Source organism: Deltaproteobacteria bacterium (genome assembly GCA_011773515.1).
Taxonomy (GTDB): domain Bacteria; phylum Desulfobacterota; class Deferrimicrobia; order J040; family J040; genus WVXK01.
The window spans coordinates 46,302-47,291 of sequence record WVXK01000006.1; the positions used below are offsets into that span (position 1 = coordinate 46,302).

The 990-nt window shown below is 63.7% G+C and carries 1 protein-coding gene; it reads left to right on the forward strand.

Features of this window, described 5'->3' with window-relative positions:
* On the forward strand, nucleotides 1-990 hold a 990-nt coding region (locus tag GTN70_00905), incomplete at both ends, for a hypothetical protein (protein ID NIO15557.1).

Genomic DNA, 990 nt, shown 5'->3' on the forward strand with positions numbered 1-990 from the left:
CATCAGGACGGTCTTTACGTCGCACTCCTCGCCTCGATCATTCAGTGGATGACGTCGGTCGATGGCGTGCCGGTGGATTTTTCCGGGGGCGAGAACTACGAAGGCGTGGCCTCGCTCCGGGATATGGGGGAGCTTGCAGAGAGGCTCGGCGGAAAAGAGATCGGCGTCGCACTCATCTCCCGGACGGATCCAGCCGCTTCCCTTCCCCCCCGCTACCTGTTCGGCGAGAAGCTGGCAGGGGCAAAGCTCAGGGTCGTCATCGGGCAGTTTGCAGGCGAGACGGCACGGGATGCGGACGTCGTGCTGCCCCTCTCTCATCCCCTCGAGACCTGGGACGACGCCGAACCGAGGAAGGGGACAAGGAGCCTTCTAAAACCCGCCGTGAGGCCGATGCACGGGACCCTCTCCGAGGGGGACATCCTGGTCCGGATTGCCGGGAAGCTTCCAGGTGCGGAATTTTCCTCGACTTACCAGGAGTACCTTTACGGCGAGTGGAAAAACCTGTTCGGCGAAGCGGGTCGGGACGAGTTTTTACAGAAGGGGTTCATGGAGACACCCCGTGAAAGGCATCGGGTCGCCGTCGACTGGGAGAGGGCGGCAGAGCTTTTCGGGAAGAGGCCCGGGGAGCTAACTCCCCGGAAACCGCTCCTCGTGCTCGCCCCTTCGATCCGGACCTTCGACGGCCGGAGCCGGGACCTCCCCCTTCTGTCGGAGATACCCGACCCCCTCACCACCATTTCATACGGCCGCTTCATTTCCGTACCCGAGGAGACCGCCCGGAAGATGGGGGTGAGGGACAAAGACGAGGTGGAGGTCAGATCTGCCGGCTGGAAGGGCACCCTGGCGGTCAAGGTGCAGCCCGGGCTTGCAGAGGGGGTTTTCGTCATGTTCCGCGACGCACACGGCGACGTCGGGGTAGATGAAGGCACGGGCGGAACCGTCGACTACCGGGAAGGGCTTGTGATCACGAGGACCGGCAGGCGCGTCTCT